The 22,840-nt window shown below is 68.3% G+C and carries 21 protein-coding genes and 1 pseudogene; 11 read left to right on the top strand and 11 right to left on the bottom strand.

The features are described 5' to 3' along the window. Window positions 1–69: 69 nt before the first annotated feature. Window positions 70–1,299, top strand: coding sequence for a cytochrome P450 (locus ACYVKA_RS04730; RefSeq protein WP_460703386.1), 1,230 nt, complete (start codon window positions 70–72; stop codon window positions 1,297–1,299). Window positions 1,300–1,381: 82 nt separating this feature from the next. Here ACYVKA_RS04730 and ACYVKA_RS04725 read toward each other — a convergent pair whose 3' ends face one another. Beyond that, window positions 1,382–3,736 carry an ATP-binding cassette domain-containing protein gene (locus ACYVKA_RS04725; RefSeq protein ID WP_460703384.1) on the bottom strand — a complete coding sequence of 785 codons (2,355 nt, stop codon included), beginning with the start codon at window positions 3,734–3,736 and terminating at the stop codon, window positions 1,382–1,384. A gap of 64 nt (window positions 3,737–3,800) precedes the next feature. On the opposite strand from ACYVKA_RS04725, the gene ACYVKA_RS04720 reads away from it, so the two are divergent. The 4 genes from ACYVKA_RS04720 to ACYVKA_RS04705 all read left to right on the top strand — a co-directional run bounded on the left by ACYVKA_RS04720 (window position 3,801) and on the right by ACYVKA_RS04705 (window position 7,364). Next, window positions 3,801–4,688 (top strand): D-hexose-6-phosphate mutarotase, encoded by an 888-nt coding sequence (locus ACYVKA_RS04720; RefSeq protein ID WP_460703382.1) that lies wholly within the window; start codon window positions 3,801–3,803, stop codon window positions 4,686–4,688. 142 nt (window positions 4,689–4,830) lie between these two features. Then, window positions 4,831–5,319, top strand: coding sequence for a MarR family winged helix-turn-helix transcriptional regulator (locus ACYVKA_RS04715; protein ID WP_460703380.1), 489 nt, complete (start codon window positions 4,831–4,833; stop codon window positions 5,317–5,319). Window positions 5,320–5,365: 46 nt separating this feature from the next. Next, window positions 5,366–5,767 (top strand): VanZ family protein, encoded by a 402-nt coding sequence (locus ACYVKA_RS04710; protein ID WP_460703378.1) that lies wholly within the window; start codon window positions 5,366–5,368, stop codon window positions 5,765–5,767. Between the two features lie 232 nt (window positions 5,768–5,999). Then, the gene (locus tag ACYVKA_RS04705) at window positions 6,000–7,364 is read left to right on the top strand and encodes a citrate:proton symporter (protein ID WP_460703376.1); all 1,365 of its coding nucleotides are present in this window, start codon (window positions 6,000–6,002) and stop codon (window positions 7,362–7,364) included. A gap of 6 nt (window positions 7,365–7,370) precedes the next feature. Here ACYVKA_RS04705 and ACYVKA_RS04700 read toward each other — a convergent pair whose 3' ends face one another. From ACYVKA_RS04700 to ttdA, 3 genes are all read right to left on the bottom strand, one after another. Beyond that, on the bottom strand, window positions 7,371–8,483 hold the full coding sequence (locus ACYVKA_RS04700; RefSeq protein WP_460703374.1) for a helix-turn-helix domain-containing protein: 1,113 nt from the start codon (window positions 8,481–8,483) through the stop codon (window positions 7,371–7,373). A gap of 65 nt (window positions 8,484–8,548) precedes the next feature. Further along, the gene (ttdB, locus tag ACYVKA_RS04695; protein ID WP_460703372.1) at window positions 8,549–9,289 is read right to left on the bottom strand and encodes a L(+)-tartrate dehydratase subunit beta; all 741 of its coding nucleotides are present in this window, start codon (window positions 9,287–9,289) and stop codon (window positions 8,549–8,551) included. Between the two features lie 53 nt (window positions 9,290–9,342). Next, complete coding sequence (gene ttdA, locus ACYVKA_RS04690) at window positions 9,343–10,245, bottom strand: L(+)-tartrate dehydratase subunit alpha (protein WP_394277524.1); 903 nt, start codon at window positions 10,243–10,245, stop codon at window positions 9,343–9,345. Window positions 10,246–10,983: 738 nt separating this feature from the next. On the opposite strand from ttdA, the gene ACYVKA_RS04685 reads away from it, so the two are divergent. Further along, window positions 10,984–12,378: a DASS family sodium-coupled anion symporter gene (locus ACYVKA_RS04685; RefSeq protein WP_460703370.1), complete on the top strand. Its 1,395-nt coding sequence runs from the start codon at window positions 10,984–10,986 to the stop codon at window positions 12,376–12,378. A gap of 151 nt (window positions 12,379–12,529) precedes the next feature. On the opposite strand, the gene ACYVKA_RS04680 is transcribed toward ACYVKA_RS04685, so the two are convergent. Then, window positions 12,530–13,573 carry an NAD(P)-dependent alcohol dehydrogenase gene (locus ACYVKA_RS04680; RefSeq protein WP_460703368.1) on the bottom strand — a complete coding sequence of 348 codons (1,044 nt, stop codon included), beginning with the start codon at window positions 13,571–13,573 and terminating at the stop codon, window positions 12,530–12,532. A gap of 94 nt (window positions 13,574–13,667) precedes the next feature. After that, a complete protein-coding gene (locus tag ACYVKA_RS04675; RefSeq protein ID WP_460703366.1) occupies window positions 13,668–14,510 on the bottom strand; it encodes a hypothetical protein in 843 nt (280 codons plus the stop codon). 132 nt (window positions 14,511–14,642) lie between these two features. Between ACYVKA_RS04675 and ACYVKA_RS04670 the strand changes: the two genes are divergently transcribed. Then, window positions 14,643–15,326 (top strand): class I SAM-dependent methyltransferase, encoded by a 684-nt coding sequence (locus ACYVKA_RS04670; RefSeq protein ID WP_460703364.1) that lies wholly within the window; start codon window positions 14,643–14,645, stop codon window positions 15,324–15,326. A gap of 4 nt (window positions 15,327–15,330) precedes the next feature. On the opposite strand, the gene ACYVKA_RS04665 is transcribed toward ACYVKA_RS04670, so the two are convergent. Then, entirely contained in the window at window positions 15,331–16,014 is a 684-nt protein-coding gene (locus ACYVKA_RS04665) for a hypothetical protein (RefSeq protein ID WP_460703362.1), read from the bottom strand. 56 nt (window positions 16,015–16,070) lie between these two features. On the opposite strand from ACYVKA_RS04665, the gene pdxH reads away from it, so the two are divergent. Then, entirely contained in the window at window positions 16,071–16,703 is a 633-nt protein-coding gene (gene pdxH / locus ACYVKA_RS04660) for a pyridoxamine 5'-phosphate oxidase (protein WP_460703360.1), read from the top strand. A 51-nt stretch (window positions 16,704–16,754) separates the two neighbouring features. Here the strand turns inward: pdxH and ACYVKA_RS04655 are convergent, their stop codons facing one another. From ACYVKA_RS04655 to ACYVKA_RS04640, 4 genes are read right to left on the bottom strand one after another with little or no spacing between them, the layout of a single operon-like run. Further along, window positions 16,755–17,543: an amino acid ABC transporter ATP-binding protein gene (locus ACYVKA_RS04655; protein ID WP_460703358.1), complete on the bottom strand. Its 789-nt coding sequence runs from the start codon at window positions 17,541–17,543 to the stop codon at window positions 16,755–16,757. After that, the gene (locus ACYVKA_RS04650) at window positions 17,540–18,220 is read right to left on the bottom strand and encodes an amino acid ABC transporter permease (protein WP_460703356.1); all 681 of its coding nucleotides are present in this window, start codon (window positions 18,218–18,220) and stop codon (window positions 17,540–17,542) included. The genes ACYVKA_RS04655 and ACYVKA_RS04650 overlap by 4 nt, the downstream gene beginning before the upstream one ends. Then, window positions 18,201–18,860, bottom strand: a complete 660-nt coding sequence (locus ACYVKA_RS04645) for an amino acid ABC transporter permease (RefSeq protein WP_460703354.1) — start codon at window positions 18,858–18,860, stop codon at window positions 18,201–18,203. The genes ACYVKA_RS04650 and ACYVKA_RS04645 overlap by 20 nt, the downstream gene beginning before the upstream one ends. A 2-nt stretch (window positions 18,861–18,862) precedes the next feature. Then, window positions 18,863–19,828 carry a transporter substrate-binding domain-containing protein gene (locus tag ACYVKA_RS04640; RefSeq protein WP_460703352.1) on the bottom strand — a complete coding sequence of 322 codons (966 nt, stop codon included), beginning with the start codon at window positions 19,826–19,828 and terminating at the stop codon, window positions 18,863–18,865. 518 nt (window positions 19,829–20,346) lie between these two features. On the opposite strand from ACYVKA_RS04640, the pseudogene ACYVKA_RS04635 reads away from it, so the two are divergent. The 3 genes and pseudogenes from ACYVKA_RS04635 to ACYVKA_RS04625 form a co-directional block, all read left to right on the top strand. After that, a pseudogene (locus tag ACYVKA_RS04635) lies at window positions 20,347–20,523 on the top strand (FAD/NAD(P)-binding protein); the annotation flags it as partial. Window positions 20,524–20,569: 46 nt separating this feature from the next. Beyond that, window positions 20,570–21,796: an FAD/NAD(P)-binding protein gene (locus tag ACYVKA_RS04630; RefSeq protein ID WP_460703350.1), complete on the top strand. Its 1,227-nt coding sequence runs from the start codon at window positions 20,570–20,572 to the stop codon at window positions 21,794–21,796. 2 nt (window positions 21,797–21,798) lie between these two features. Continuing rightward, window positions 21,799–22,740, top strand: coding sequence for a diacylglycerol/lipid kinase family protein (locus ACYVKA_RS04625; RefSeq protein WP_460703485.1), 942 nt, complete (start codon window positions 21,799–21,801; stop codon window positions 22,738–22,740). Window positions 22,741–22,840 lie beyond the last annotated feature (100 nt).

Genomic DNA, 22,840 nt, shown 5'->3' with positions numbered 1-22,840 from the left:
GCGGCCCCCGCCCCGAACCCCCGAACCTCTGGTCGGCCACAATGAAGCCTTGACCGCGAGGAGGACCAGATGAGCCAGCAGGGATGCCCCGTCAGCGAACGGGACCGTCGCAAGACCCACCGCCCCGGAGACCGGCCCGAACCCGCCCTCGAGATGGTCGACGGCATCTGGCAGGTGCGCGACCTGGCCGTCGCCCGGCTGGTGCTGCGCAATCGCGAGGCCCTGCAGGGAGGCTTCAATGCCGAACAGCTGGCCATGAGCGGCATGCGTCCCCCGATCCTCTATGCCGACGGCACCACCCACCGCAAACAGCGCGCGGCGATCGCCCGCTACTTCGCACCCAGGACGGTGGAGGCGAACTACCACGAGCTGATGGACCGCTATGCGACCCAGCTGGTCGACGACTTCCGCCGTGAGGGCCGCACCGACCTCGCCCAGCTCTCCCTGCTCTACTCCGTGATGGTGGCCGCGCAGGTGGTGGGGCTGACCGACTCCCCCACCGACCAGATGGCGCGCCGACTGGAGCGCTTCTTCCAGATCCCCGCCCTCAAGGAGACCGCCGAGTCCGGTGAGCGCCGTGGTCTGGTGGAGAGGGCGAGGCTGCAGGCCCTGGCCCTGCGCGGACAGCTGCCGCTGCTCTCCTTCCACCTGCGCGACGTGCGCCCCGCCATCAAGGCCCGCAAGGTCAAGCGCCAGGACGATGTCATCAGTCACCTGCTCGACGAGGGCTACTCCCAGCTGGAGATCCTCATCGAGTGCGTCACCTATGCCGCGGCCGGCATGGTCACCACCCGGGAGTACATCGGAATGGCCGTCTGGCACCTGCTGGAGGACGACGAGCTGCGCGAGCGCTACCTGTCGGCCGACAAGCCCGGCAGGTACGAGGTGCTGCACGAGATCCTGCGCCTGGAACCGATCGTCGGACACCTGCTGCGCCGCACCACCACGCCGATCGAGGTGGAGTTCGACGGCCAGACCCACACCATCCCCTCCGGTGCCCTGGTCGACATCCACATCCGCAGCATCAACGCGCAGCGTGCCGTGGTCGGGGAGTCGCCGCTGGACCTGTGCCCCGGCCGCGAGCTTCCCCCGAAAGTGGGTGACGAGGTGATGAGCTTCGGCGACGGCCCCCACAAGTGCCCCGGCAACTCGCTGGCGATCCAGGAGGCCGACGTGCTGCTGCAGAAGCTGCTGGCGCTGCCGGTGCGCCTGGCCAGCCGCCCCCGGATCGGCTGGGACGAGATGATCAAGGGCTACGAGGTGCGCTCGATCGAGCTGGAACTCGCCGACACGCGCTGAAAATGCATCCCTGGCGGCGCACGACACGTTCAAATGTCCTTCGTGGCCGTATGTGCTGCAATGCCTGCGCCGCCACGAGGCTTCAGCCCGCCACGTACTCCTTGAGGTACTGCCCGGTGAGGGTGCTGCCGTCGTCGACGAGCTGGGCGGGGGTGCCCTGGAAGACGACCCGGCCGCCGTCGTGGCCGGCTCCCGGCCCCATGTCGACGATCCAGTCGGCGTGGGCCATCACGGCCTGGTGGTGCTCGATCACCACCACCGTCTTCCCGGAGTCCACCAGTTGGTCCAGCAGGCCGAGCAGCTGCTCCACGTCAGCCAGGTGCAGGCCGGTGGTGGGTTCGTCGAGGACGTGGACCCCGCCCTTTTCGGCCATCTGGTCGGCAAGCTTGAGCCGCTGGCGCTCGCCGCCCGAGAGCGTGGTGAGTGGCTGGCCGAGGGTGACGTAGCCGAGCCCGACATCGGCCAGGTTGGTCAGGATCTTCTGCGCCGCCGGGATCCTGGCCTCCCCCTCGCTGAAGTGCGCCAGGGCCTCGTCGACGCCCATCTGCAGCACCTCGGCGATGTCCTTGCCGCCCAGCCGGTACTGCAGCACCGAGGCGTCGAAGCGGCGCCCCTCGCAGTCCTCGCAGGTGCTGGCGACGGTGTCCATGAAGCCCAGCTCGGTGTAGATCACACCGGCACCCCTGCAGGTGGGGCAGGCGCCTTCGGAGTTGGGGCTGAACAGGGCGGGCTTGACCCCGTTGGCCTTGGCGAAGGCCTTGCGGATCGGTTCCAGCAGGCCCGTCCAGGTGGCCGGGTTGCTGCGCCGCGAGCCCTTGATGACGCCCTGGTCGACGGTCACCACCCCGTCGCGGCTCGAGAGGTGGTTGCGGACCAGGGTGCTCTTGCCCGAGCCGGCGACGCCGGTGACCACGGTCAGCACCCCGGTGGGGATGTCGACGTCGACGCCGGTCAGGTTGTTCTCGTCGGCGCCGCGGATCTTGATGGCGCCGGTGGGGGTGCGCAGCGAGTCCTTGAGCCGGGCACGGTCGTCGAGGTGGCGTCCGGTGAGGGTGTCGCTGGCGCGCAGGCCCTCGACGGTGCCCTCGAAGCAGATCGTGCCGCCCTGGCGTCCGGCCCCGGGGCCGAGGTCGACGACGTGGTCGGCGATGGCGATCATTTCGGGCTTGTGCTCCACCACCAGCACGGTGTTGCCCTTGTTGCGCAGGCGTTGCAGCAGCTCGTTCATCCGGGCAATGTCGTGCGGGTGCAGGCCGACGCTGGGCTCGTCGAAGACATAGGTGACGTCGGTGAGCGCACTGCCCAGGTGGCGGATCATCTTGAGCCGCTGCGACTCGCCGCCCGAGAGGGTTCCGGTGGGGCAGTCGAGCGAGAGGTAGCCCAGGCCGATGTCGACGAAGGAGTCCACCTGGTGGCGCAGCTGGGCCACCAGCGGGGCCACCGACGGGTCGTCGAGGCCGGCCAGCCAGTCGGCCAGGTCGCTCACCTGCATCTGGCAGAGGTCGGCGATGGAACGACCCTGCACCAGCGAGGTGCGGGCGCCCTCGCTCAGGCGGGTGCCCTCGCACTCGGGGCAGGTGCGGAAGACCACGGCACGCTCGACGAAGGCCCGGATGTGTGGCTGCATCTGTTCGACGTCCTTGCTGAGCATGGACTTCTGGATGCGCGGGATGAGGCCCTCGTAGGTGAGGTTGATGCCGTCGACCTTGATCTTGGTGGGCTCGCGGTACAGCAGGTCGTCGAGCTCCCGCGTGGTGTAGGACGTGATCGGCTTGGCCATGTCGAAGTAGCCGGAGCCCTCGAAGAGACGGCCGTACCAGCCCTCCATGGAGTAGCCGGGGACCTTGAGGGCACCGTCGGCCAGGCCGAGTTCGGCGTCGTAGAGCTGGTCCAGGTCGAAGTCGCCCACCCTGCCGGTGCCCTCGCAGCGCGGGCACATGCCGCCGGTGACGGTGAAGGTCTTGTGCTCCTTGACCTGGCGCCCGCCCTTGGTCGTGGTGATCGCGCCGCCGCCGCTGACCGAGGGGATGTTGAAGGCATAGGCCTTGGGTCCGCCGATGTGCGGTTCGGCGATGCGGCTGAACAGCACGCGCAGGGTGGCGTTGACATCGGTGGCGGTGCCGACGGTGGAGCGGGGGTTGGCGCCCATCGGTTCCTGGTCGACGACGATGGCGGTGGTCAGTCCCTCGAGCAGGTCGACGTCGGGGCGGCCGAGGCTGGGCATCATGCCCTGCAGGAAGGCCGAGTAGGTCTCGTTGATCATTCGCTGGCTCTCGGCAGCGATCGTCGCGAAGACCAGCGAGCTCTTGCCCGAGCCGGAGACGCCGGTGAAGACGCTCAGGCGGCGCTTGGGCAGTTCCAGGCTGACCTCGCGCAGGTTGTTCTCACGGGCCCCCTGGACGCGGATGGTGTCGTGCTGGTCTGCCGCTGTGCTCATGCCATCCAGTGAAACAGGTGGGACTGCCCCACACCCCGAGGCTGGATGGGGATAGCGTCGCACCATGAGCAATTCCTTGATTCCCGACATTGCGTCCCTGCCGCAGGGCATCACCGCCGAGACCGTCAACGGGCTGGACGCGTGGCGCATCAGCACCCCGCTGGCCACCGGGCTGGTCTACGCCCAGGGTGGCCATGTGGCCGAGTGGACGCCCGCCGGGGCCGAGCCGGTGCTGTGGATGAGCCAGCACTCGTTCTTCCAGCCCGGCAAGGCCATCCGTGGCGGGGTTCCGGTCTGCTTCCCCTGGTTCGGGCCTGGACGCAACGGCGACATGACTCCCGCGCACGGCTTCGCCCGCCTGTCGCAGTGGACCCTGGACGCGGCCGAGGTGGACGACAGCGGGGAGGCGAGGCTGGCCCTGGTGCTGACCGCTGCCCAGGTGGACGACCTGGGCGGCTTCCCCGAGGACTTCACGGCGCGCCTGGTGGTCTCGATGGGCTCGGCGCTGCAACTCACCCTCACCGTGACGGCAGGGGAGCAGGAGCTGGACTTCGAGGAGGCACTGCACACCTACTTCAGCCTCTCCGATGCCCGCCGGGTGCAGGTCGACGGGCTGGACCAGGTGCGCTATCTGGACAAGGTCAGTGGTGGCGAGCGAGTCCAGCAAGGCGCAATTGAATTCACCAGTGAAACCGACCGGGTCTATTTCGACGATGGCACCTGTCGAATCCTCGACGAGGGGGCCGGACGGGTCGTCACGGTGGAGAAGGCGCAGTCGGCAAACACGGTCGTCTGGAACCCGTGGACCGAGAAGTCGGCGCGGATGGGCGACTTCGGCGACGAGGAGTGGACCGGGATGTGCTGCGTCGAAACGGCAAACGTCCTTGCCAATGCCGTACATCTGGCGCCGGGCGAGAGTCATTCGATGACCCTGGCGATCATCCTGCCCTGAGCTCTGGGCCGATCCGCAGCAGCCTCGGGAGGGCTGCTGCGGACAGCTCTCGGCGTGTCGATGTTTGCGAACTCAAATGTTGAAGAAGAATTACGGGTCGTCAGTTGTGTCTTTCATCAATGCCGTGGATACTCTGGCCTTCGTGCCATCCTCCGACAAGAAGCCCGAAGTGCAGCAGTTGGGACGGCTGCTGCAGAACCTCGTCCAGTCCCACGACAACCTGAGCCACGCCTGCGCGGAGAACCAGGGCCTGTACCTGACCGACTTCCGCGCCCTGCAGCTGATCCGGGCCGCCCAGCTCGAGGATCGCCACCTCACCGCCGGCGAGCTCGCCAACCACCTGCACCTGAGCAGTGGCGCCGTCACCTACCTGGTGGAGCGCCTGTCCCAGTCCGGCCACGTCACCCGCGAGGCCGACCCGCGTGACCGCCGCAAGGTGCTGCTCAAGCTCTCCGAGACCGGACTCCAGAGCGCCGAGAACTTCTCCGGCCCGCTCAAGGCGACCCTGGGCAGTGTGCTGGCCGACCTGGATCCCCAGGCGCTCGCCGACGTGCTGGATGTCCTGGAGCGTGTCAACCAGGGCATTCAGGCCCACACCATCGGCGTGCGCGCCGGCGGCAGCAGCCGCTGACCGGACGCGACGGCCACCGGGCCCGCCCCCATGGCACAGTGACTGGATGATCCCCCACCCGGTACGCCGCTCCTGGCTCGTCGGGGGCCTGCTGGTCCTCGCCGTGCAGCTGTGGGGGCTATACACCCCCAGTCCGCCCGATGCCGGCGGCCTGCCGGTCAGCGACAAGCTCGTCCACTTCCTGCTCTTCCTCGGCGTCACGCTGTCCTTCGCCCTGGCACTGGGCCGGCGGATGGTGGTGGCGCTGGCGAACCTGGCCCACGGCGTGGTCAGCGAGGTGGTGCAGTGGCGATTCGTGCCCGGCCGCAGCGGTGACTGGCAAGACTTCGTCGCCGACGCCCTGGGGGTCGGCGTGGCAGTCGTGCTGACAACCCTCCTGCTGGCGCGCCGCGGCACAGGCAATGCCCGCAAGGTCACTGAGCAGCGACACGAAGCGGCAGAACTGTAGCTACGGCACTTGCCCCTCTGCCCCCCCGATGACCTGTAAGGGCTTGTGGGGACGGCTCACAAGTACGTGGAATCGTTAGCTGTCCCAGCTCTGACCACGTGGACTGCAGACCCGTGCGCTGGCGATAATCCTTCACGGACTGTCAGAGAATTGGGCAGCCCGGACCCCCTGCACTCCAGAACAGTGGGTACATCGTCCTCATGGTGGAGGACCTTGTCCGTTGGAGGCAGGAATGCTCTCGATCCTTGGCCTCGCGATGATCCTGGTCTTCATCGTTGCGCTGTCCCGCAAGAAGCTCCAGGTCTTCGTGGCCCTCACCCTGGTGCCCCTCGTCTTCGGGATCCTCGCATGCTTGACCACCGGTCAGGGCGTGCTGGAAGTCTTCACCTGGATCCAGCAAGGGGTCTTCTTCAAGGTCAACCCCGAGACCGGCAAGGTCGCCTGGGGCGTGATCGCGCCCGCGACGACGATCCTGTTCTCCATCTTCTATTTCGACCTGATGCTCAATGTGGGCCTGTTCGATCCTGTCGCCGAGTTCTTCATCAAGAAGGCCAAGGGCGACCCGCTCAAGGTCATCATGTCCACCGCCGCCGTCGCCAGCGTCGTCTCCCTCAATGGGGACACCACGACGACGATCATCATCTGCCTCGCGGCCTTCCGTGCGCTGTACAAGCAGCTGGGCCTGGCCCTGTGGACGCTCGCGATCGTGATCGTCGCCCCCATCGGCATCTGGAACCAGCTTCCGTGGGGAGGCCCGACGATCGCCGCGGCCGCCGCTCTGCACGTGGACCTCATCGACCTCTTCCGCCAACTGCTCCCCGGGTTGCTGGCGGCCCAGGTGGTCGTGCTCTTGATTGCTTACCGGATCGGTCTCAAGGAACGGGCCCGGATCCACTTCGATCCGGCATCCAGCGCCTCGGTGGGACCCGAGCAGATCGAAGCCATGCTGCGCGCCGTACGGGACAAGGATCCGGAGCTGAAGCGTCCCCGACTGTTCTGGGTGAACCTGCTGCTGACCCTGGGTGGCCTGACCCTGCTCATCATGGACCTGGCCCACGGCGCGGTCGTCTTCCTGCTGCTGTCGGCCATCGCTCTGGTCATCAACTTTCCTGATGTCGACCAGGCGACCGAGCGGATCGAGGAGATTGCCTCCGATGTCCTGCCAACCACCATTGCCACCCTTGGCGCCGGCGTCTTCTCAGGAGTCCTCACCGGCTCGGGGATGGCCGCGGCCCTCGCCCACACCATCGCCGGAGCCATTCCCACCAGCTTGGGCTCCCACATGGCTCCGGTCTATGCCGTCATCGCCACTCCCGCCATTGTCTTCCTGCCCCAGGATGCCTTCTACTTCGGCATCGCCTCCGTGCTCAGTGGCGTGATGCAACAGTTCGGCATCACTCCGATGCAGGCCGCGGTCGCCTCCATGGTGGGACAATCCTTCCGTCTGGTCAGCCCCGTGATTCCCGCCCTGTATCTGCTCTGCGGTGAGACGGAACAGAACTTCGTCGACTTCCAGAAGAAGTACCTGCGATGGTTCTGGCCAGTCTTGGCGACCTACCTGCTGGTCTACGGGCTGACCGGCGCCCTCCCCTACTGACCGGGGTCAGGCAAGACCCGAGGCCATCTGTCCCAGGCGGGTCTCCAGGGCCTGCAATCCGTCCACCAGACGACGCGCATCCGCCACCAGGCGACGCGCATCATCGGTGGGTACCGCCGGGAGCGCGAGGTCATCCGAGGCATCCTCCAGCGGGGCGGCCCACCGGTGCAGCAACGTGGTGACCTCGCGGTCGTCGCGTCGGGCAAAGATCTGCTTGAAGCGGGCATCGACGGCCAGGCTCTGCTCGGTCAGTTGTGTCCGGTACTGGGTCGGGGACTTGCCGAAGCTCTTGCGGAAGGCGACGTTGAAGGCCTTGACGTCGGCGAAGCCATTGCTGGCCGCCACGTCCACCACCTTCAGGGCAGGATCGCACAGGTCGCGGGCAGCTTGTCGCAGCCGGACCCGCGTGATGTAGTCCAGCGTGGAGACGCCCAGGTGCCGGGTGAACAGCTGCGAGACATAACTCGGGTTGTATCCGCTCTCCGCACCCAGCCGGTCCAGGGTGATCCGTTCCGCATAGTGGTGGTCGATGTAGTTCAACAGCTGGTCGATGGCCCTGTTGCGGGACTCATTGCCCTGGACGGCCACGTGGCCTTCCAGTCGGGGAGGGAAGTGGGTGACCAGCAGGTCCAGCAGCTGGGCGAGGAGTCGTTCGTGGCGCACCAGTCCGGTCGGGCTGGTGTCGGTGCCGTCCAGCATCATGCGTGCCATCAGCGCGCGGATCTCGACGAAGACCGGCAGGCCTCGGGTGTGCTCGTCGGAGGCCAGGTCGAAGCGCACCAGGTTGTGGTCCTCGAAAAGGTCCGCGAACCAGCACAGGTCGAGTTTCAGCAACAGCGCCAGACTGCCCTCTCCTTGGCTGAGGGTGGCATGGCTGACCCCGGAGTTGATGACAACCACGTCTCCCGGCTGCAGGCTGGTGATGCGTCCCCCTGCCGCCACTTCCATCTCGCCGCGCACTGCCACCAGCAGCTCCAGTTCGGAGTGCCAGTTGTAGTGGTAGGAGCCGATCTCGTAGACGTACTGGCTCAGCCGGATGCCCCGTTGCGGGCGTTCGATCCGCAGGTGGTACTCGTCGCGTGCGGCGACGGCCGTCGCCAGCTGGGGCTCCTTGGTCATGACGCCATCCTAGGAAGGGAAAGTGGCCCGTCACCTGCAGGTGACGGGCCACGGCCGACTGGCACTCACTTGATGTAGCGAACCTTCTCGTACAGCTTCTCCAGGGCCTCGTCCTTGCGCTGGTTGTAGACCACCTTGTTCTGCTCGAAGATGTTGTTTCCCTCGGCATCGATCGAGACGATCAGGGGGCCGAACTGCTTGACCCGGAAGGTCCACAGGGTCTCCGGCATGCCCAGGTCTCGCCACTCGGCTCCCTCCACCTCCTCCACCTCGACGGCAGCGATCACGGCATTGCCGGCTGGGAAGACGCAGTGGAGCGCCCCGAACTCCGCACAGCCGGCCTCGGTGCCGGCCCCCATTCCTCCCTTGCCGACGATCAGCCGCACTCCGGTCTGCTTGATGAACTCGTACTCGAACTTCTCCATGCGGCTGGAGGTGGTGGGGCCGACGGACACGACCTCGAACTTGTCGTCCTCCCCCTCGACCTTCCGGATGATGGGCCCGGCGTGCAGGATCGCGCCGTCGCGCACGTCGACGGGCAGTTCGCGGCCGTACTCGATCAGGCGACGGTGCGCGACATCACGGCAGGTGGTGATGTGTCCATCGAGGAAGATCACGTCACCGATCTTGATGCCTTCGAGGTCCTCGCGACTGATGGGTGTGGTCAGGGTGATCCGGCGCCCGGTGCCGACATCGACCTCTGACGGGTCCTGTTGTGGGATGTCGGCCGCGACGGTAGGGACGGCAGGAATGCTCGTCTCCTCCGCGGCACTGGTGGGCTGGTCGATGGTGGTGTCAGTGCTCATCTCTGCTCTCCAAGGTGGTGATGGTGTGTGTCTGGCGGCAACGGCGGAGCCGTTCAGAGCTCGACGCCCTCGTGGGTGAGGAGTTCGTAGTTCAGGTCCTTGTCGAAGTGGATGGTGCCGCGACGGTGGGACCAGCACCCGGTGTTGACGGCCACGGACAGCACCGATGGGTGACGGGCGGAGTTCTCGATGTTGACACCCATGACGGACTTGGTGCCCCCCAGGCCCTGCGGCCCAAGGCCGATGGAGTTGATGGCCTCCTCCAGGTCCAGCTCCAGCTGGGCCGCCACCTCGTTGACACTGTGCGAGTGCACGGGACGCATCAGGGCCAGCTTGCTCATGAAGGCTGCCGCGTCGATGGAGCTCCCGATGCCCACGCCCACCAGCAGTGGCGGGCAGGCATTGAGACCGTAGGAGGTCATGACGTCCATCACGAACTTCACCGCACCCTCGTAGCCCTCGCCGGGCATCAGGGTGCGACCCTGTCCGGGCAGGGAGCAGCCGCCGCCAGCCAGGTAGACGTGCAGCTGCAGGTCATCCCGGCCCTCGGCGACGTCCCAGTAGATCCACGGCGACTTGGAACCGACATTGGTTCCCGTGTTGTACTCGTCGAAGGTCTCCACGGTGTTATGACGCAGCGGGGCGATCCTGGTCGCCTCGCCGATCGCTTCCTTGAGGGCTTCGGACAACCCGTCGATGTAGGGGAAGTGCGACCCGACCTGGACGAAGATCTGCACCAGGCCCGTGTCCTGGCAGCTGGGACGTTCCAGTTCGCCGGCGAGCTCCTGGTTCTTCTTCATCGTGTCGTAGATCATCAGGGCCATCGGCTGGCGTTCCTCGGTGGCCAGCGTGGTGAGCCGGTTGGTGACATCGTCGGGCAGTCGACGGCTGACGATGGCGGTGAACTTGGCCACGGTGTCGGTGATCTTCTCGAGACCCACCAGTTCCTGTGTCATCGCGGCACCTCCTTGTTCTGGGGTCGTATGTCTGTCGTGCTCTGGCACCAACACTTCCGGATCGCACGAGACCGGTCTGTGCGGATCTTGGCCACTTCATCGAACGCCCTCCAGCCTCCAGAGCGGACCCGGACGTCGTGGGGATGCACCGACCGCTGGAGATGAGCCATCTCGGCAAGAAGCATCTGAGCTAGTCACCTCCTCAATCACTCCGCATTGAGGGGCATGGCCACCCGAGCGCCACTGCAAAAGCACCCCCTTCGACGTGCCCCACACACATAGGTCGTCTCGTCGTCACTCCAGTTCGGGGACGACACCCAGCGAGCCCTGCCGCGTAAGCATGTCCCGTCCCGTTCGCCTGTCAGATCTCGAACGGCCGAATGGGGAGATTGGCAAGTCAAGGACATCATGAAGTTCCTGCCAGCGGATCATCGCTGCTCGTCATCCTGCATTCCGGGGAGGGTGATTCTTGAGAGGGACAAACCCCCTGGGCTGCCCCCTTCGGATTCCCCAGATATCCCTCCCCTCTTCCAGCTGATGCAGATCGGCACAGACCAGTCACCATCCAGCCCGAGAGGCTGGTCAGCAGGTGGGGCCGCCCTGTTGCCGGCCCAGCAGGACAGAGGGGACCCAGCCATGACGGACCACACGATCGACCGGCCGAACACCGTGAAAGCGCCCACGAAGCCTTCGCCACCGAACTCTCCCGACCATGAGGTGCGCCCTCTGTGGATGGCGGTGTCCGTACTGATCGGCGTCGTGTTGTGGTTCAAGCCCGCCCCGTCCGGTCTGGACGCACCGGCTTGGCATCTGTTCGCAATCTTCCTGGGCACCATCGTCGCGATCATCACCAAGGCCGCGCCGATGGGCAGCCTGTCCGTGATCGCCATGGCCTTGTGCGCAGCGACCCGCGTCGTCGCCCCCGGCGACCCGAAGGAGGCCATCTCCAATGCCCTGTCCGGCTTCAGCAATGGCACCATCTGGCTGATCGTCTCCGCCTTCTTCGCCGCCCGCGCCGTGATCTCCTCGGGGCTGGGCGAGCGCCTCGCGTACCTCTTCGTCAGGGGCTTCGGGCGCAGCACCCTGGGCCTGGCCTATGGCCTGGGCCTGGCGGACCTGCTCACCTCGCCGGCCATCCCGTCCAACACGGCCCGCTCGGGATACATCTACCCCGTCTTCAAGTCGATCGCCGAGACCTCTGGATCCCACACGGAGGACCCGAGCACCCATCGTCGGATCGGCGCCTACCTGGCGCTGGCCTGCTACAACCTCAACCTGGCCGTCTCGGTCATCTTCTTCACCGGGGCGGCGCCCAATGCGATGGCCGCCAAGCTCGCCGCAGACCTTGGGGTCCACGCGGACTGGGGCGGCTGGCTGAAGGCCACGGCACTGCCCGGACTGGTGGGCGCGATCCTGGTGCCGATCGTGCTCTACGTGATCTATCCGCCATCGCTGAAGAAGACCCCGGAGGCCCCGGCCATGGCAGCCGCCGAGCTGAAGCGCCTGGGCAAGGTCAGCCGCAACGAATGGGTGACCCTGGGCGTCTTCGCGCTCATGATCACCCTGTGGGTCATGGGCGATGACGTGATGAATGCCACCACCGTCGCCCTGCTGGGATTGGGGGTCCTGCTGGTGACCGGCGCCCTGACCTGGGAACAGATGAAGGGCGAGAAGGCCGCCTGGGACACCCTCACCTGGTTCGCGGCACTGGTGATGATGGGCACCTATCTGAACAAGCTCGGTTTCATCGGCTGGTTCGGCAAACAGGTGGGGGGACACATGGGCGGCATGAACCAGGCCGTCGCCTTCGCCGCACTGACGACGGTCTATGCCCTGTCCCACTACCTGTTCGCCAGCGGCACCGCCCACACCGCGTCGATGTTCGCCGTCTTCCTGGGCGTCGGGCTCTCGCTGGGGCTGCCCGGCATCCCCCTGCTGGCCTTCCTCGGAGCGATCCCCACCCTGATGGGTTGCCTGACCCACTACGGAAACGGCCCCGCGCCGCTCTACTTCGGCGCTGGTTACGTGGAGATGGGTGCCTGGTGGCGCAACGGCCTGGTGCTGGGCATCATGCACCTGCTGGTGTGGTTGCTCATCGGGCCCCTGTGGTGGAACGTCATCGGGGTCTGGTGACACCGGCCCGAGCGGTCGCACTGGCGACCCTCCTGCTGGCGCGCGGCGGCGCAGGGCCCCAAGCCCCGGACGGACCCCAGCACACGGTCAGACCCGAGAATGACCACGGGCCCGGCCGTCACTGACGACCGGGCCCGCACAATCCTCCTGGTCAGAAGGTGGAGGTGTCGATCACGTAGCGGTAGCGCACCTTGGAGCCGACGACCTTGTCGTAGGCCTCGGTGATGTCCTCACCGGCGATCATCTCGACCTGCGGGGCGATGCCGTGCTCGGCGCAGAAGTCGAGCATCTCCTGGGTCTCGGCGATGCCACCGATGTTGGAGCCGGCGAAGATCTTGTTGCCGATGATCAGGCTGAACACGTGCAGGTCGACGGGCTTCTCGGGCGCGCCGACGTTCACCAGAGCGCCGTCCACCTTGAGGGTGCCGAGCAGGGCGTCGACGTCGTAGTCCGCGCTGATGGTGGACAGCACCAGGTCGAAGGTGCCGCGCAGCTTGTCCAGCGTGCCCTCCTCGCTGGTGGCGTAGTAGTGCTCGGCGCCGAACTTCTTGCCGTCGGCCTCCTTGCTCATGGTCTGCGAGATGACGCTGACCTCGGCACCCATGGCGGCGGCGATCTGCACGCCCATGTGGCCCAGGCCACCCATGCCGACGACGGCGACCTTCTTGCCCTCGCCGGCGCCCCAGCGCTTCAGCGGGGAGTACGTGGTGATTCCGGCGCACAGCAGCGGCGCGGACTTCTCGAAGGGGATCGACTCGGGGATGTGCAGGACGTAGTCCTGCTCGACGGTGATGCCCTGGCTGTAGCCACCGTCGGTGGACTTGCCGTCGCGGCCGATGGCGTTGTAGGTGCCGATGTTGCCCTCGACGCAGAACTGCTCCTGACCCTGCTCGCAGTACTCGCACTGGCCACAGGAGTCGACGAAGCAGCCGACACCGACCTTGTCACCGACGGCGAACTTGGTCACCTCGGAGCCCACCTGGGTGACGATGCCGGCCAGCTCGTGGCCGGGCACCAGCGGCCAGCCGACCACCGGGCCCCATTCTTCACGGGCGGTGTGGATGTCGGAGTGGCAGATGCCGGCGTACTTCACCTCGAAGAAGACCTCGGTGGGGCCGGGCTCGCGACGGGTGATGGTGGTCTTGTGGAACTGGCAGGTGCTGTCGTCGGTCGCGTAGGCGAGGACCTCGGGCATGGGTGGCTCCTTGGGTGGGATTGTCTGACCAGCACCCATTGTGGCGCGGCACTTTCCAGCTGGAAGTCTATTCCCCTCGACGCGAAGGGCCGCCTCACCGGTCGAGCTGTTCCTTGGGGACGCGGGTGACCACCGGCTTGGGGGCGGCGAGGGTGCAGTCGGGGGTGCGGCCCACCGCGGGGCCGAACTCGCGGCCGTCGAAGACCTCGTCGCGCACCAGCTCGTAGTAGGCGTCGAACTGGCCGTGGTTGGCCACGGCGGAGTCATAGGGGTTCTTCGCGGCGCACCGGGCGACGTAGTAGCCGATGACTTCGGAGAAGTTCTCGTTGGCGCTGCCCCTGCCGTAGTCGCTGAAGTTGCCGGTGCGGGCGTAGAGCGACTCGAAGCGGGTGTAGGCCTTCTGGGCCTCGGGGGTGCGGGCCCAGGCGTGGCCGAGCTCGTGGACCAGCAGGCGCACCAGGCGCCCACGGTCGCCGGCGGCGTAGGGCTCGTGCCACTTGGCCAGGTCGATGGTGACGGCCCCGGGACGGGTCAGGCCCCAGTCGCCGAAGGCCCAGCCGCTGATCGGGGCGGCATTGAGCTCGAAGCCGGGATGGTTCTTCGTGATGGTGGCGAGGTAGTCGGTGCACGCCAGGGCGCCGAGGGTCTCCCAGACGATGCGCACCAAGGGCCTGTTCTTCGGGTCCTCCCACTGCGGGCCGACCAGCTCGATGCCCGTGAGCTCGGCCAGCTGCTTGCGCGTCTGGCCTGGCGTGGCCTGGGCCGGCCAGGACTGCGTCGTGAGGCACGGCTGCGGGATCCCGGCGACGGGATCGCCGACGCCAGCGGCATCCTTCGGGGCGGCGGCGGCGGGGACCAGGGCCGATCCGAGGGCCATCACGAGGGCGAGGACGGCACCCGCCAGCGGCATCACCGCGGCGCGCATTCGACTCGTCACTGCTCTCCACCTCCCCCGGGACTCTGGGCCAAGGCTTTCCCAGGCCGCACCCCGGACGCAAATCGGTGCCGCCACGGCGGGACGTGCGGGGTTGCACCGGAGGGTGTCACCGCGGGTGGCTAGTCTCGGGCCATGAGCACTCATGAGCACGGCAAGGACGCCGCCCCCAAGCCCATGCCGACCGCCGCCGAATGGGACGAGCGCTACTCGGGTGAGCGCGTGTGGAGCGGCGCACCGAACCAGTCGCTGGTGGCCAGGGCGAGCGACCTGACCCCGGGCCGTGCACTCGACATCGGTTGTGGTGAGGGCGCCGACTCGGTCTGGCTGGCCACCCGGGGCTGGCGCGTGACCGGCCTGGACATCTCCGGCAAGGCCCTGGAGCGCACCCTCGCGGCGGCCAGCTCCGTGGGGGTTCGGGTGGATCCGGTGGTGGCGCCCTTCCACGAGGCCGAGCTCCCGACGGCGGGCTTCGACCTGGTCAGCGCCATGTACCCGGTGCTGTTCAAGGGCCAGGGCACTGAGCAGCGTCTGCTCAGCCTGGTGGCCCCCGGGGGTCACCTGCTCTACGTGCACCACGACTTCACCCCGCGCGAGGGCGAGCACGAGGGCCAGGAGCACGGGGTCAATGAGCACGGGGTCAATGAGCACGGGGGAATGGACCATTCCGATGTCATCCAGCCCGACGACCTGGCACCGCTGCTGCAGCAGACCGAGGGCTGGCAGCTGCTGGTGCACGAGCGCCGCGCCCGCCAGGTCAGCTCCGGGCGCGGCACCGACCACGACACCGACGTGGTACTGCTGGCCCGGCGGGTCTGAGCAGTCAGGAGCGCATCCCCCTGCGCCGGGGCGGGTTGGGCAGCTGGGCACTGGGCAGGTCCAGGGCCAGGGTTGCCATCCTGCCCGGCTCGATCGCGGCCAGCGCCCGATGGGAAATCGGCTGGCCCTCCAGCCAGTCGCCCAGGAAGCGTCGCACCGGCTCGGCGGGAATGCTGGTCCCCGGAACGTGGCCGTCGTGCCGCAGCACCACCAGCAGCAGCCCCTCGACGGCCCGTCCGCCCTCGCGCAGCGGCGGCTGGGCATAGGGGACGGGCAGGGCGCGCACACCGCGCCGGTGGTAGAAGCGCACCCGCGCGGCGGGGTCACCGAAGTCGATGCTGTGCGGGGTGGTGGAAGGGTGCTCCACCTCGCCCAGCACCAGGACAGGGTGCAGCAGCTCCTCCCATGCGGCCAGGGCAGCGTCGAAGACGCGCCCGCCGAAGCCACCGCCGCGCACCCCCGGCCGCACCGCCAGCCAGCTGAACAACAGCACCTGCGAGGCGGGATGGTGCTCCGCGACGGCCAGGGCGACGGTCTGCCCGTCGTCGGCCAGTTCGTGCAGCAGGTAGTCCTGCCGGTGGCAGCCGGCCACGAAGTCGTCCTCGGTGACCAGCTCGTCGTCGGGGAAGGCGGGGCGCAGGATCTCGCGGTACAGGGCCCTGAGGTGGTCGTCGTGGAGCTGGTTCATGGCTCCACGCTATCCAGACCGTCCTGGGATCAGGGTCCCGTCCTAGGATCAGGGTCATGGACATCCATGGCATGCGACGTGACTACCAGGGCGAGGCCCTGGACGAGGCCGCCAGCGCGGCCGATCCGCTGGAGCAGTTCCGGGCCTGGTTCGAGGCAGCCAGTGCCAGCGACATCCTCGACCCCAATGCGATGACGCTGGCCACCGTCGGGGCCGACGGCCGCCCGTCGAGCCGGATCGTGCTGCTCAAGGAGGTCGACGACCAGGGCCTGGTCTTCTTCACCAGCTACACCTCGCGCAAGGGCCGCGAGCTGGCCGCCAACCCGCAGGCCGCGCTGCTCTTCCACTGGCCGCAGCTGGAGCGCCAGGTGCGCGTCGAGGGCCGGGTGGAGCAGGTGCCCGCCCAGGTCTCCGACGACTACTTCGCGGTGCGGCCGGTGGCCTCGCAGCTGGAGGCCTGGGCCTCCCCGCAGAGCGAGCCGATCGACTCGCGCGAGGTGCTGGAGGCCAACCAGCGCGCCGCCGCCGAGCGCTTCGGCGACCAGGTGCCGCGCCCGCCGCAGTGGGGCGGCTACCGGCTGGTCCCCGAGCTCGTCGAATTCTGGCAGGGCCGCCCGAGCCGCCTGCACGACCGGCTGCGCTACCAGCTCCTCGACGACGCCTGGCAGCGCGACCGGCTGGCTCCCTGAGGCAGCCGCCCAGCCACCCATCCGCCCAGCCACCCGAGCCCGGGCGGCGCCTCAGATCTCGTACTCGAAGATGTTGAGGAACTGGCGCGCCCGCTCGGTCTTCGGGGCGGTGAAGAAACCCAGGGGGCTGTCCTGCTCCACCACCTTGCCGTGGTCCATGAAGACGATCCGGTCGGCGATGCTGCGGGCGAATCCCATCTCGTGGGTGACGATCACCATGGTCATGCCGTCGCGGGCCAGCTCGGCCACCACGTCGAGCACCTCGCGCACCATCTCCGGGTCGAGGCTGGCGGTCACCTCGTCGAGCAGCAAGACCTCCGGCTGCATCATCAGCGCCCGGATGATCGCCACGCGCTGCTTCTGGCCGCCGGACAGCTGCCGCGGGAAGGCGTCGGCCCGGTCCAGCAGGCCCACCCGCTTGAGCAGCTGGGCTGCCCGGCGCGCCGCCTCGGGGCGGTTGGCCTTCTGCACCGTGAGCGGCCCCAGCAGCAGGTTGTCCATGACGCTGAGGTGACCGAAGAGCTCATAGCTCTGGAAGACCATGCCGATGCGCTGCCGGGCCGCGGTCCACGGCAGCTGGCGGGATCCGAGCTGGGTCCCGTCGAGGGTGATGGTGCCGCCCTGGATCTCCTCCAGCCCGTTGAGGGTGCGCAGCAGGGTCGACTTTCCGCAGCCCGAGGGTCCCACCACGACGACCACCTCGCCACGTCCCACGGCAAGATCGACGCCGTCGAGGGCGGTGACGCCATTGGGATAGGTCTTGCGCACGTCGCTGGCCTGCAGCAGCGGCGCCGGCGCGTCGGCCGCCCGCTCGTCGGGGATGTCCTGGAGGGGGCTCATTGGTCCTTCCACTTCTTCTCGAGATGACGCGACAGCATCGACAGCGGCCAGCAGGCCAGGAAGTAGAGCCCGAAGATGGCCCCGTAGACCCACAGGGCCGCGTCGGGATGGCTGAAGCGGTTGGCGTCGATGATCTGCTGGCCGGTCTTGAGCACCTCGACAACGCCGATCAGCACCACCAGCGAGGTGGTCATCACCATGCGTGCGGTCAGGTTCATCGCCAGCGGCAGCAACCTGCGCAGGGTCTGCGGCAGCACCACGGTGCGCATGGCCTGGGAGCGCGTCATGCCCAGCGCCAGGGCGCTCTCGCGCTGGTGGCGGGGGATGGACTCGATGGCGCCGCGCACCAGGTCGCCCATCTCGGCGGTGCCCCACACGACGAAGACGATCACCGCGGCGGTCCGGCCACCCAGGTTGATGCCGGCGCTGGTGGACAGGCTGAAGTAGACCACGAAGAGCAGCACCAGCTGCGGCATGATCCGCACGAACTCCAGGTAGAGCCGGGTGACCAGCTGCACGCCGCGGCTGCGGTTGGTCATCACCACGCCGAGCAGGGTGCCCAGCACCACGGAGACGGCCATCGCGGACAGGGCGATGGAGACCGTCACCCACAGGCCCTGCAGCAGACGCAGGAAGTTGTGCCCCTCGAAGAGCACCTCAATTCCCGAACTCGGCATGGCGGACCCTCCCTTCGAGCCAGCGGCCCAGCAGCGAGATCGGCAGCAGGATGAGCAGGTAGAAGGCCACCAGCAGCACCAGGGCCTCGGGAGTGTTGTACTCGCGACCGATCAGTTCCTTGGCGCGGAAGACCAGGTCCGGCAGGGCGACGACGCTGACCACGCTGGTCTCCTTCACCAGGAAGATGGTGTTGGCCACCAGGGCGGGCATGCACCGGCTCACGGCCTGGGGCACGACGACGTGGCGCAGCACCTGGCCGCGCCCCATGCCCAGGCTGGTGGCCGACTCCCACTGGATGCGCCCCACCGACTCCAGCCCGCTGCGGAAGGCCTCGGTCATGTAGGCACCGCCCAGGAAGGCCAGGCCCACCACGGCACTGGTGGTGGCCGAGAGCAGCACGCCCGCCTTGGGCAGGCCGAAGTAGATGAAGAAGAGCTGCACGATCAACGGGGTGTTGCGGGCCACCTCCACATAGGCGGCCACCAGCTGGGAGAGCACCGGCACGCGCGCCTCGCGCAGCAGCGCCCCCACCAGCCCCACGGCCAGGGCGAGCACGATGCCGAGCAGGGAGATCTGCAGGGTCACCAGTGCTGCCTGGCCGTAGAGCGGCAGGTAGCGCTCGATCACGTCAAGCTGCACCGTCAGGCCTCGCCGCCCTCGACGACCAGGTCGTCGGCCTTGGCGGCCTCGCCGTAGGCAGGCTTGAGGGTCTTGTCGAAGTTGGCGTGGAAGAAGTTCTCCTTGCCCAGTTCGACGATCTGTTCGTCGAGCCAGGTGCGCAGGCTGGTGTTGCCCTTCTGCACGGCGGCGGCGATGGTGTCGGTGGGGCCGAGCGTGGAGATCCCGGTGACGAACTTGTCCTGGTTCTGCAGGCTGAAGGCCAGGGCCTCGGTGTTGTCGGTGACCCAGGCGTCACCGCGGCCGTCGAGCAGGGCATTGGTGGCCTCGGTGTACTGCTCGAAGCTCAGCAGCTGCAGCTCCGGGTGCTCCTTGGTGAGGTAGGTCTCGGCGGTGGTGCCCTTGACGACGATGACCTTCTTGTCCTTCAGCTGGGCAGCCTCGGTGACCTGGGCTTGGGTGGGGCTGACCACGCCCAGGGAGACCTTCATGTAGGGCTTGGCGAAGTCGACCTTCTGCTGGCGCTCGGGGGTGACGGTGAAGTTGGCCAGGATGGCATCGACCTTGCCGCTGGTGAGGAACTCGACGCGGCTGGCGGCCTCGACCGGCACCAGTTCGGCCTTCACTCCGAGGTCCTTGGCGATCCGCTCGGCGTAGACGATGTCGTAGCCGACGTAGTTGCCGTTGGCGTCGACGGAACCGAAGGGGGCCTTGTCGCTGAAGACGCCCAGCCGCACGGTGCCGTCGGCCTTGATCTGCTCGACGGTGCGGGCGCTGCCGGCGACGGCCTGCTCCGAGCTGGGGTTCGCGGCCGGTGCGGCGGGCTGCTCGGGGGACTTGCGGCTGGTCAGCCCCCACAGCAGGGCGCCGAGCAGGGCGAGGGCGGCCAGGACGGCCACCGGAACCACCCAGCCGGGGCGGCGGCGGGAGTGGGCATTGACGACGTCGTCGACCTCGCGGTCGGAGTGGGGCGGGACGGGCGTGGACATGGGTCCTCCAGTGGCGTGGGATGCGGGTGTTCATGGGTGCCGTTGCGGCAGTCGTGATGTGGTCCCCGGCGTGCGACGGCCACTGGTGCAGGACTGTTCGGTGACACCTGTCCAGTGACACTTGTCCAGCGGCATCTGCGGGTGGCCATGTCGTGGGCCGGGACGGACCCGGAGACGGGTCGTGCGGGGTGGGGAGCGGCGCTCCTCGGTGGCCTGGGGCCCGGGGGCGTCGGTCAGCGACAACCGGCCCGAACGCCCATGGCGTACGGGGTGTGCTGCATCATGTGACGCTTCAACGACATGCCTCAACGCTACCACCCTGCACACGTGGGCCGCCCACTGGATGAAGCACCCCGACCACTACTTGGAACAGATGACCCGATTTCCTGCATGGCAAGGAATCGTCCCGTGCGGCGTTGCCGAGGAGCCCGACTCGTGGATGATGATGGGGACCATGTTCTCCCCCCGCCCCCCGCCACCACCCCCGTTTCCCGTCCCGTCGACAGCGACTCCATCCGATGAAGGTGGCAATCATCGGGCAGGGCCCGCGCGGCATCTATCCCCTCTGCGACCTCGTCACCCAGTGGAGGGGGGACGAACCCCTCGAGGTGCACTGCTACGACCCGTACCCGTCCGGCGGCGGGGCCGGCTTCCAGGTGGACCAGCCCGACCACATGCGGCTCAACCTCGCCCCCAGCCAGGTCCACCTGCCCCCGCTGCCCCCACTGGCCCAGTGGCTGCGTGACCAGGGAATCCACCCGGCCATCGACGTCGCCCGCAGCCACCCCGGCCGAGAACGGCTGGCTGGTCAGCGCCTCCATGCCGCAGGTGGTCGACGAAGTGCTGCTGGCCACCGGCCACGCCCCCGACCACGACCAGCGGCTCCCGCACCAGTGGAATCCCGACCAGTCCACCCGACTGGTGGAGAAGGTCTACCCGGTCACCGAGTGGCTGGACGAGGAGCACGTGCCCCCGGGCTGCACGGTGGCCACCCGCGGCGCCGGGTTCACCTTCGTCGACGTCGTCGCAGACCTCACCGAGGGGCGCGACCCCTCGCGCTGGCCCGCCCGTATCCTGCCGGTGGGACGTTCCGGACGCCTGGCCCACGCCACCCCCGTCCACGGCTTCGACCCGCTTCCCGACGAGAAGGAGCTGCTGGAGGTTCTGGGCCGCTCCATGCCGGAGGACCCCATCGCCGTCATCGAGACCGTCCGCCAGGCCGCCGTCGAGATGCTGGTGCTCACCGGCGTCGAGCGAAGCCAGGCCGAACAGGACACCACCTCGACGCTGGACACCGGCTGGGAGCCCGGCCTGCCGGAACGCTCGCGTGCCCTGGCCTCACTGCACCGCTCCATCGCGGTCGCGGAGCGGGCCCGCCGCCCAGGCCCCGGCTGGATGCTGGGCTGGGCCTGGTCACGGCTGCGCAACACGGCCATCAAGCAACTCTCCTTCCATGTGCCCGATCCCGAGGTGTGGCAGGAATACCTGCTCGCGGTCAACGTGCTGGAGCGCTTCTCCTTCGGGCCGCCGCTACCGGCCGCCATCCGCCTGGCCGGGCTGTGCGAGCGCGGCATCATCGACCTGTCCTGGCTCGAGGCCGGCGTCCAGATCGACTCGCACGTCACCGGGATCCCCGAGGGCGACAGCCAACCAGACGTCGTCATCGACGCACTGCTCAGCCCCCCGGGCATGCGCAGCGCCCGCACGCCGCTGGTGGACTCGCTGGCCCGGCAGGGACTGGTGCGCGTCGCCCACGGGCGCCGCGGCCTCGACAGCACCCCGCAGGCCCAGTGCATCGACGCCGGCGGCACACCCGTCCCCGGGCTGTCGATGATCGGGCTGTCGATGATCGGGCTGCCGATCGAGGACGTGGTGATCGGCAACGACACCCTGGACCATCCGGCCAGCGACCTCGGCATGGTCTGGGCACGACGACTGGTTGACCAGGCGGTTACCGTGGGGCGGTGAGCATGATCGCGGTGGTGGCCAATCCCACCAAGCTGTCCGACATCCCCTCGATGCGCGACGAGCTGGAGGAGATCGCCCGCAGCCACGGCCACGAGCTGCTGTGGCTCGAGACCACCGCCGACGACCCGGGTGCAGGCCAGACCCGCCAGGCCCTCGAGTCCGGCGCGGAACTGGTCTGCGCCCTGGGCGGCGACGGGACGGCGCGCACCGTCGCCAGCGAACTGGCCGGCACCGGCACCGCCCTGGGCCTGCTGCCCGGAGGCACCGGTAACCTGCTGGCCCGCAACCTGGGCACCCCCATCAGCGGTGTGTCCGAGGCCTTCGAGGCAGCGCTGCAGGCCGGCGATCGCCCCATCGACGTGGGCATGGTGCGCCTGGACCACCTCCCCGAACAGGCCTTCCTGGTGATGGTCGGGATGGGGCTGGACGCCGAGACGATGGCCGACACCTCCGAGGCGGTCAAGGCCCGGCTCGGCTGGCTCGGCTATGGGCTCACCGGCGCCTCCAAGCTGTTCACCCGCGGCATGCACGCCTGGGTCACCGCCAGCGACGGCCAGCGCCACGACCAGCACGTGCGCAGCGTCCTGGTGGGCAACTGCGGATCGGTGCAGGGCGGCGTCGCCCTGCTGCAGGCCGCCCGGGTGGACGACGGACTGCTCGACCTGCTGCTGTTCGCCCCCAAGGGACTGCTGGGCTGGACGGCGGCGCTGTGGCACCTGCTCACCCGAAGCCACCGGGGACACCCGTCGATCCACCAGAGCGAGGCCGAGTCCTATGTGGTACGGGTGCGACGCCCTCGCCGGGTGCAGGTGGACGGCGACCCGATGGGCCGGCACCGCATGATGCGGGTACGCGTCGAGCCGGGAGCGCTGCTGGTGCGCGCCCCCCTGCCCGAACCGGCCCCCGAGACCCAGGTGCCCCCGAGCCGGGCGGCGACCGACTGAAACTCCTCGTCCGCCGCACCTCCACCCGGGGGGGGCGGGGCCACGTTCGCACGCGACGAGGTGGTGCGGACAGTGTTCTGGGCGCTGTCACACTTTCGAC

The sequence above is a fragment of the Luteococcus sediminum genome, from assembly GCF_054783495.1.
This window is presented reverse-complemented; position numbering and strand designations above follow the sequence as displayed.

What these genes read in the sequence shown, in the direction of transcription:
- ACYVKA_RS04650 (WP_460703356.1), bottom strand. Translation starts at nt 18,220, where the DNA reads ATGCCGAGTTCGGGAATTGAGGTGCTCTTCGAGGGGCACAACTTCCTG.
- ACYVKA_RS04700 (WP_460703374.1), bottom strand. Translation starts at nt 8,483, where the DNA reads ATGACCAAGGAGCCCCAGCTGGCGACGGCCGTCGCCGCACGCGACGAG.
- ACYVKA_RS04640 (WP_460703352.1), bottom strand. Translation starts at nt 19,828, where the DNA reads ATGTCCACGCCCGTCCCGCCCCACTCCGACCGCGAGGTCGACGACGTC.
- ttdA (WP_394277524.1), bottom strand. Translation starts at nt 10,245, where the DNA reads ATGACACAGGAACTGGTGGGTCTCGAGAAGATCACCGACACCGTGGCC.
- ACYVKA_RS04655 (WP_460703358.1), bottom strand. Translation starts at nt 17,543, where the DNA reads ATGAGCCCCCTCCAGGACATCCCCGACGAGCGGGCGGCCGACGCGCCG.
- ACYVKA_RS04680 (WP_460703368.1), bottom strand. Translation starts at nt 13,573, where the DNA reads ATGCCCGAGGTCCTCGCCTACGCGACCGACGACAGCACCTGCCAGTTC.
- ACYVKA_RS04720 (WP_460703382.1), top strand. Translation starts at nt 3,801, where the DNA reads ATGAGCAATTCCTTGATTCCCGACATTGCGTCCCTGCCGCAGGGCATC.
- ACYVKA_RS04665 (WP_460703362.1), bottom strand. Translation starts at nt 16,014, where the DNA reads ATGAACCAGCTCCACGACGACCACCTCAGGGCCCTGTACCGCGAGATC.
- ACYVKA_RS04705 (WP_460703376.1), top strand. Translation starts at nt 6,000, where the DNA reads ATGCTCTCGATCCTTGGCCTCGCGATGATCCTGGTCTTCATCGTTGCG.
- ttdB (WP_460703372.1), bottom strand. Translation starts at nt 9,289, where the DNA reads ATGAGCACTGACACCACCATCGACCAGCCCACCAGTGCCGCGGAGGAG.
- ACYVKA_RS04625 (WP_460703485.1), top strand. Translation starts at nt 21,799, where the DNA reads ATGATCGCGGTGGTGGCCAATCCCACCAAGCTGTCCGACATCCCCTCG.
- ACYVKA_RS04670 (WP_460703364.1), top strand. Translation starts at nt 14,643, where the DNA reads ATGAGCACTCATGAGCACGGCAAGGACGCCGCCCCCAAGCCCATGCCG.
- pdxH (WP_460703360.1), top strand. Translation starts at nt 16,071, where the DNA reads ATGGACATCCATGGCATGCGACGTGACTACCAGGGCGAGGCCCTGGAC.
- ACYVKA_RS04710 (WP_460703378.1), top strand. Translation starts at nt 5,366, where the DNA reads ATGATCCCCCACCCGGTACGCCGCTCCTGGCTCGTCGGGGGCCTGCTG.
- ACYVKA_RS04725 (WP_460703384.1), bottom strand. Translation starts at nt 3,736, where the DNA reads ATGAGCACAGCGGCAGACCAGCACGACACCATCCGCGTCCAGGGGGCC.
- ACYVKA_RS04730 (WP_460703386.1), top strand. Translation starts at nt 70, where the DNA reads ATGAGCCAGCAGGGATGCCCCGTCAGCGAACGGGACCGTCGCAAGACC.